The organism is Gordonia sp. i37, from assembly GCF_002043085.1.
Lineage (GTDB): Bacteria > Actinomycetota > Actinomycetes > Mycobacteriales > Mycobacteriaceae > Gordonia > Gordonia polyisoprenivorans.
In genome coordinates, this window is sequence record NZ_MVPX01000619.1 from 1 (window position 1) to 7,785 (window position 7,785).

Below are 7,785 nucleotides of genomic sequence, written 5' to 3' on the forward strand. Positions count from 1 at the left end.
CGGAGGTCGCGGGCCTCACGCTCGGGGCTGATCTGGCACGGTTGGCGACCGTGCAGGCCGTGCGCGCCATTCACCTGGGTGATCTGGACGAGGGAATCCTCAGTCTCGATCGCGCACACGCCTACCGGCGTGTTGGGGCCGAAGATGTTGCGCGAACTCAGTACGCCTTCGCCGCCCCGGCAGTCGAACTACTGACTGAACGCATCGTGAATGACCGTCTGGCCGGTCCCTTGGTGTCAGGCCTCCTGGACGCTGTCCAGGCGTCGCCCCGTGATATGTTCGTAGGCAACGCATGGGAACGTGTTATGACCATCTTGCGGGAGACGGACGCACAATCAGAGTTTAGCTGGCAGCATCAGTTCTTCCTGGAGGCGGATCCATTGGCGACCAGCTTGGGATCCATTGCCGTTGTCACCGGGCAACTATTGGATCTGCGTATGGTTCCCCCACGGATCCTCCGGTTCACCGGTCCCGATCGCCCCGACCTCGAAATCACCTCGAGTGGAACATCTGTCACTGTGCAAGCAGATCTTCGCGACGATGCACTCGAGGACTCGGCTGAGCTGGCGGAGTTGTTTGCGGTGGCAGCCGACGCAGACACCGGCACGATTATCGCCTCGAGCCCGTGTACAGTCGGCCATGGCATGGTATCGGCACTATTGCAAGTGGGCACAGATACAGATCGACTCCATTACATGCTGATTTCCGCTGACACGGATATTGACGCGATACGACTCGATCCGACGGGCGTTGCGGTCGCTCAGATTGATCGATTCTGTCGCTACGCGTGGACGATGCACCGTACGGCGGGCGCCCTGAGGTTCGGAGTGGGTGCATCCAGCACCGGTGCGGACATAGACAATTCGAGTTTGGCGGCCGAGCAGGCAGAGTTGACCGCGACCGACGCCATGTCGACGGCGGTCGGTCTGGTCCGCCAGCTGGCGCGCCGTACGCGCCGCGGGCCGGACGGAGAGGCAATCGCCGGCTACTCCGCCGCGGTACAACGGTTGGCCGAGCATATGGAGGAACGCTCAATGCCGACCGGGACGTTGGAACCGACACTGGCCGAGTTGGTCGAGCTGACATGACGCCGGGAAGAACCCTGCTCCTTCGTGCTTACGACGCGGGTGACACGTATGTGTCCTTCCGCTGGCTTGACGATTCAGAGAATCCAGTGGTGCACCGTATCCCGGCGCAAAGCCGTGATCGTGCACTTGGCGCACTGGCCAAGGCGCTGGTGGAGGTACCCGATGAACAGGGCGACGATGACGCGGCACTCGAAGCAGCCGTGCGCGAAGCTGTCACCGGACCGTTTACTCGTCGGGTGGGAGAGCTGGGCCTCAGCGCAACCCTCTCCGCTCTGCTACTTCCCAAGAGTGTTTGCCAACAGCTACTTTCACCATCATCGTGCGGGGTTCTCGTGAGAATCACTCCAAGCCGGATGCTGGCGCGAGTTCCTTTTGAACTCCTACCTGTTGACGATTCAACCCGGCTCATCGAGGTGGCCGATCTGTGTTATGAGCCGCCCGCAGCGGTCCATGTGGGGCGGTCGCGCTTGCCGGAGCCCTGGTCGGCCACGACCGCGGCGCGTCCGGTTACCTACCTCATCGATCCTCAGCTTCCTGCTGGGTCGGGGCTTGGCCCGACTCTGCCGCGCGGCGCGGCGGCCGCCGGCAACACGAATGCGAGAGTATTCAAGGATCGATTGGCCACTCGTAGTACGACCCGATCATCCGGAGTCGGAAAAGTCTGCGGGCGATGGGATCTGAGTGACGACCTGAATGAGGTGCCGGGGCGTTTGGTGTATTTCGGCCATGTGACCGCGGATCCCGGCGAACCAGGATCGGCGTCTTTGCACCTCAGTGATGACGCCAGAGTCTGGGGAGTGACTCAAGCGATCAACAAGGTGCACCGCCCGCTTTCCGCCCTCGACCTCCTGCTGGGCACTGCCCGGGCCGAGCTGAACGCGAGTGAAAGTGAGCTCGAGGCGGAAGTTGGTTGGGGCCCCGAGTTATGGCCAATGCCACCTCGCGTGGCGATCATCGCGTGTGAGGGCGGGGTCGACTTCCGAACGTCCGAGACATTCGGACTGGTCATGGCAATCTTCAACGCCGGCGCCGAAGTCGTGACCACTACGCGTTGGACGCTGCCGTCGGACAACGGGTTCCACAAGTACGCCGGAGTTGACTCGGTTCCCGGACCGACGACCGAACTCGCGCTCGCGGTCGACACAACGCATGAATACACGGATCCCGTACGCGCCCTCGGGGATTGGCAACGTCAGAAGTTGCAGGAGTGGATGGCTGCTCCAGGTCCGGCGACTTCTCCTCTGGTGTGGGCTGCGGCCGCATGCCATACGTGTCCGCCAAGAGAAGTTGTATCGCCTCGACTCGCCGGAACCGAGAAAGGCCAATCAGCATGACGACCTCTCATTCTCACGACGGCGACGGCAGTCCGGATGACGTCGACACCGAGTACGAAGAATGGTCGCGCCGGCTGGACGAGCTGGACGCGCGCGCGGAAGCAGCGATGGAGTCCGGCGATGACAAAGCCATCGGCGCGAGATATGTGGATCTGGCAGAGCACCTGGCCGGAGCCGCCGAAAACGGTGTCGTCATCGAACTTCTCTTGACCGCGCGAGAGGCGTTTCTGACGCATGATCCTGAGTCCGCTGCGAACTGTGCCGCAGGGATCGGCTTTTTGGCTCAGAGCATCGGAGACTACGAGACTGCTTTCGGCGCCTTCGACACGGCCAGCGAGGAATGGGAGTCGCTCGGAGAATTGAGGCTGATGGCGGATGCCGACAGCAACGTCGGCGCCATGGCGACGCGCCTCGGTGAATATGAGACTGCCGACACATATCTCAGGTCGGCGATCATGTACTACATCGACCACGGTCTGCTTGACGATGCCCGGCAATCGATGGTGAATCTGGCCAACAATCTGCTTCTGGCAGGAGACTCGAAAGAGGCCGAGACGATTCTGACGGATCTGCTCGCCGGCTTCCGCCCAGACTCAGAAGAGTACGCCAAGTGCCTCGCTTCGATCGCCAGCATCTATGCGACCTCGAGTCGTATCGAGGAAGCGAGACGCCACCTCGACTCCGCGAGTGCGATATTCGAATCCTTGGGCCGATCGGACGATGCCCAGGACACTCAGATGACACTGAGTCACGTACTTCTGATGGCAGGCCAGTACTCGCGGGCGATCGATATAGTCACAAGGTCGCGGGAGTACTACGCACAGCAGGATCGGCACGACAAGACCGCGGTGTGCGACTACAACCTTGCCAACTATTACACGATCACAGGGGACTACTCCGCTGCCGACGTCGCGTTCAGCCGAGCGTTTGAGGGACTACGCGCCGCGGGTCAGCACCATCACATCGCGAACCTGCAATGGAATAGAACGAAACGCCTTCTTATGGAGGCGGCAGTCAATCCGCGGGAACGCGCTCAGCTCTCGAAGGACGCGTTCGATACGGCCGTGTCATCGCTCGTGGCGCTCGAGCACCAACGATTTCAGTTCACCCAGGCCCGGGATCGAGTCAAGTGGTCGGAGACGTTGGCCGATCGTCTTGCGACGACATTTGCCATGGCCGAGCAGCTGGGCAGGCGAGATCTCGTCGCGGACTTGATCGAGACCGGAATCAACGCGGGTGTCTACCACGGCGGTTCGAGCGATCCATCGAGCTTCCAGCATGATCTCATCCCCATCGACTTCGATCCGCCGCAATCTACAGTCGAGGACACGCCTGCTGCCATCACGCACGGTTCCGTATCCATTCTGTTGTCCGATTCATTGCCCATGTCGCCGCCGCCGACGCTCCTGAGTGGTTCAACCGGCGAGCCGATTCTCAAGCACCAGCGCGAACTTGCGGCGAGCCTTGATCCCAAGTTAGATCAAGTGCTCGCCGCAGTTCCCTCAGTACCGTTGTGGTAACGGGTGTTTTGGTGTGCTCGTGGAGTCGTCAGGCAGCATCGGTGACCACATGCGGACCGCCGTATCCGTGATTGGTGCCATTGGGCTCGACCAGTGCCCGCAATCGCTCGAGGTGCGCCCATCCACCGAGCTCGCGCCGATCTGAGTTACCGGGAAGGTGCAACGGAACGTAGAGTTCACCGGCGTGACCGAACTCGGTGCGGAGGCGCAAGATCAGCTGGTTCGCAGGAAGAAACGCGGCGCGGAGGTCGCGATCGGCCTCGACGAGCAGCTGGCGGCACTTCTCGTCGACTGACGACATCAACTTCGTGACCGCGACGATCTCGTCGTCGATCTTCGCCCGGCGCTGGTCGGCAGAGGTGATCAACGCTGCCAGGCTGTCTCGGAACTCCACTTCCGGCGACCTCCCAAGCGCAGCAATGGCCGCGACGACGATCGGTGCGAACAGCGCGCACAGTCCGATGGTGGCACCGACCCAGTCGGCGAGCCCGGACACCTTGGTGCCTTCAGCGACCGTGACGATCCGCCGGTCGATGGACCATCCGACCAGGGCTGAAAGCACGACCATCATCGCGGTGCCGGTCAGAATGGCGGAGCGGCTATCGGCAAGGTGCCCCAACCCTTGGTCACTCGCATGAACTGAACGGTGGATTCGGCGAAACACTGCGTGTCCCAAGGTGTGTGACGCGATGGCCAACACGGTCGCAGCGAGCAGCGCGAAGCCCGCCGCCGTGATCATCTTTGCGGCCTCCGCAGCAGGGTCGAGCGCAAAGGCGCGGAAGCTGGTGTTCTCGATGGTCAGCATCAGCATGAACAGTGCCGCGACGTCGACGATGACGACGCCGGTGGCCAGTATTCGCCAGGTCCGTGAGACATGATGCCGGTGTCGCGTCGATCCGCGACGGGTCTCGTCGTCAATGAGTTCTGTCAGTTCCGCTGCGCGAGTGCTCATCTCGTCGAGAGTCAATGGTCCGGCTCCCACCTGACACGGATCGTTCACGACATGGCGCTCCGAGGTACTGCGTTCGCGTTGTTCACGAAGTCCCGAGAGCCGGGTCTCGACGCTCTGATGACTGGTGCGGAGGTCGGTGAGCTTCGTGGCATACGCCGACTCAACTGCGGTCGCCGCGCGTGAGGTGAGGGACAGCATCTCGGCCTCGCCGGCGAGGAGCGCGCCACCGGTGTCGGCGGAACCGTCCTCGGTCAGGCGCCTGATCTGCCCGACGGCGCGTGAATAGTACTCGTCGGCCACCTTCTGGGTCCGGCGGCGGTACCGGTGAGCTCTGAAGTTCGCGAGCATGAAGTCCTCCTCAGGATCTATCGACTGCGCGGTCGCGCTGCCGTAGTCCCGTTTCCCCAGACCCCCAGAACGAGATGCTGACTCTCGTGAGCGATATCGCGATGCCTGCTTACGGCCGGGTGGGGAAACGGTCAACGATGCACACCCCGACATCTGATCGGAACCTGCTCACGAAACGGATTCCACACCATGCTGATTCAGAAAACTCCGAGCCATGCCGCCGACGTTGTCGTCATCGCATCGGGAACGGCGTTGGACCACGCCCTCGTCGCCTTGGTGGAGAAGTGCGGCTACTCGGCCACGGTTGCGGGTCCCGAGTTTGGCTTGAGTCACAAGGCGAACGTCCTGATCGTTTCTGACGAACTGATGCTCAGGACGCTGCCGAAGGAACTGCTGTCCAGCGCGACCACACTCATCGGGATACGAACCTCCGACAGTCAGACAAGGGGCGCATCGGCGGGGAGTGGTCTGGCTATCGGGCACGGACACGGTGGGGCAACTCGGCCGCATTCTCCACCGGGCGGTTGGCCCCGGATCGAATGGCAGGGGGGGGCCCCGAGTTCACCTTTCGCATCGAGAACGCGAGGTCCTGGGAAGCTACACCATGGGAGCCACAGTCACGGAAACCGCTGCCATTCACTTCATCGCGGCCTCCACGGTGAAGGCGCATTATCGGCGCGTGGTCGCGAAGTATGAGGCTGCCGGTCGACTCGTCGAGAACAAAGCACAGTTGATGGTCGAACTGATTGCCGACGGTTGGTTGGACTCGCCGTGGGCGTGCGCCTGCGAATCCCGGCGAGTCGGGTGACAACTCGGTGCGCCACGAAAGGTTCTATCGGTTCTGCCGACGCGCCGCGAGGCCGCCGAGGAGTCCCGCGACAACGAGATAGGTGATCACCAACCCGAGCGCCGATGGCGTGCCGTCGTGTGCGGTGCACTCAGTGGCAGTTCCGCTTGCGGCGCCGAAGATCGCACCGAGTGCGGTGACCGCACCCAACAGCGTCATCCCGATGCGGGGGGCGATCGCGATCACGACGCCAGAGAGTACCGCTGCAGCGATGGCGATCAGCAGCACTCCGGCCCCGTCGCCGAGGTAGGTGCGTGACGCTGGTTCACTCCAGAACAGAACCATCTCGACAAATCCGAACAAGCCCAACCCGATGTACCGAAGTTGGCCGATCCGTAGACCCCGATAGAGAAAGAAGATCAGCGTGCAGGCGAAGGTCAACACGAACACGATCATCGTTAAGATGGCCGCGGCCGCATTCGTTCCAACGCCACAATCCCCGGTGAAGAGCGCAAGGAGCGCCGGGATGAGTGCTACCACGGCGATGAGGCCGAAGAACCACTCGGCACCGACGGTGATCGTTGTGCGCAGCGGGGTCGCATTGGCCCACATGGCCAGTGACGCCACGATCGCGATGATGCCGCCTGCCGGAGGTCCGCCTCCAGTGGGTGAGCCGGCGGCGACTGCCAGCTGGCCGGCGGCGATTGCGCACAACAGACCCGCGAAATAGGTGTAGGCCAGGCTGTTTCGCTCATCATCCACAGCTTGCGATCGGGTGCCGTAAACCATTCGATGAATGTAGGTCAACCCGGCGGCGGGTGTGCATCCCCTTTTTGTGGGAACCCGCGGACAGTCCAAGTTCGCCAAGTTCGAAGTGTCGGCTGCCTGCTTGTCAGCAGGCCGCGTGCAGGATCTCGCGTGGGTTGACCCAGCCGTCCGCCATGAGCCGAATGAGTAGCTGGGCCTTGTTGCCGACGGGGCGCCCAGCGTCTTCGTAGCGGTTGGTGACACGTCGATAGTGCTCGCGAACGGTGCTTTCCGCGATATTATGAGCAGCTGCGGTCTCGCTCATGGTGGCCCCGAGTGCGTAGGTCGTCAGGATCTGACGTTCCCGGCCTGTCAGTCGTACGTTCTCGTAGGAGCCGCGTCCGGTCGCGAGTTCGGAGAGGAAACCCGCCAGTTCCGACGTTGCGCGCGCGCCGTTCGGAATGTCGATTCCACGGTCGTTCGCGGCAGCGATTCCGAGTCCGATGACGGCTGCGTCGTCGAACGCGGGATCGCTCTGCACTCGCTTCTTTGCATGTGCTGTCCGTACAACCACAGCGCCGTAGGTCACGCTGGGCGACGATGGCACTGAGGCAACGGCCTCGGTGGATCCGGCACTACTGGGACTCACCGCCACGGCGCTGAACCCGAATCGCGCGATGAGCGCGCACAACGCCGAGTCAAAGATATCGTTCTCGGTGACCACAGCAACAATCATCTCGTCGCCTCCGTTGTGATCGTCGTCGTGCAGCGCTCGTGAGTTCATGGATCGAGCATTGCCGAACAAGGGGACGGGGGTCATCACTTCTTGCGACACACTTGACGGAACATTGCGTCAGAACGCGCTCGAATCCTGCGTGTTGATGCGTAATCACGCATGAGCACCCTCGACGCTTCGTGATCCTCAACATCCGTGCAGTAAACAAAGGTCGCTATCGTGTGGTGTGGTTACCCCCGTTTGCCGGACATCGGTTAAGCGGCTTCGGTAGCC

General features: G+C 62.2%; 7 protein-coding genes. 4 read left to right on the forward strand and 3 right to left on the reverse strand.

Annotation, left to right across the window (positions count from 1 at the left end; genetic code table 11):
* The 3 genes from B1964_RS28820 to B1964_RS28830 all read left to right on the forward strand — a co-directional run.
* On the forward strand, positions 1–1,088 hold a 1,088-nt coding region (locus B1964_RS28820), incomplete at its 5' end, for a hypothetical protein (protein WP_079932231.1).
* Positions 1,085–2,422 carry a hypothetical protein gene (locus tag B1964_RS28825; protein ID WP_079932232.1) on the forward strand — a complete coding sequence of 446 codons (1,338 nt, stop codon included), beginning with the start codon at positions 1,085–1,087 and terminating at the stop codon, positions 2,420–2,422. The genes B1964_RS28820 and B1964_RS28825, both read left to right, overlap by 4 nt.
* Positions 2,419–3,942, forward strand: a complete 1,524-nt coding sequence (locus B1964_RS28830) for a tetratricopeptide repeat protein (RefSeq protein ID WP_020173009.1) — start codon at positions 2,419–2,421, stop codon at positions 3,940–3,942. Before B1964_RS28825 ends, B1964_RS28830 begins: the two co-directional genes overlap by 4 nt.
* 28 nt (positions 3,943–3,970) lie before the next feature.
* Here B1964_RS28830 and B1964_RS28835 read toward each other — a convergent pair whose 3' ends face one another.
* On the reverse strand, positions 3,971–5,242 hold the full coding sequence (locus B1964_RS28835; RefSeq protein WP_020173010.1) for a hypothetical protein: 1,272 nt from the start codon (positions 5,240–5,242) through the stop codon (positions 3,971–3,973).
* Between the two features lie 604 nt (positions 5,243–5,846).
* Between B1964_RS28835 and B1964_RS31355 the strand changes: the two genes are divergently transcribed.
* Complete coding sequence (locus B1964_RS31355) at positions 5,847–6,050, forward strand: hypothetical protein (RefSeq protein ID WP_253194263.1); 204 nt, start codon at positions 5,847–5,849, stop codon at positions 6,048–6,050.
* 24 nt (positions 6,051–6,074) lie between these two features.
* Here B1964_RS31355 and B1964_RS28845 read toward each other — a convergent pair whose 3' ends face one another.
* Together B1964_RS28845 and B1964_RS28850 are read right to left on the reverse strand one after the other, a co-directional pair.
* A complete protein-coding gene (locus B1964_RS28845; RefSeq protein WP_020173012.1) occupies positions 6,075–6,791 on the reverse strand; it encodes a hypothetical protein in 717 nt (238 codons plus the stop codon).
* 130 nt (positions 6,792–6,921) lie between these two features.
* On the reverse strand, positions 6,922–7,500 hold the full coding sequence (locus tag B1964_RS28850; protein ID WP_253194264.1) for a LuxR C-terminal-related transcriptional regulator: 579 nt from the start codon (positions 7,498–7,500) through the stop codon (positions 6,922–6,924).
* Between the last annotated feature and the right edge of the window lie 285 nt (positions 7,501–7,785).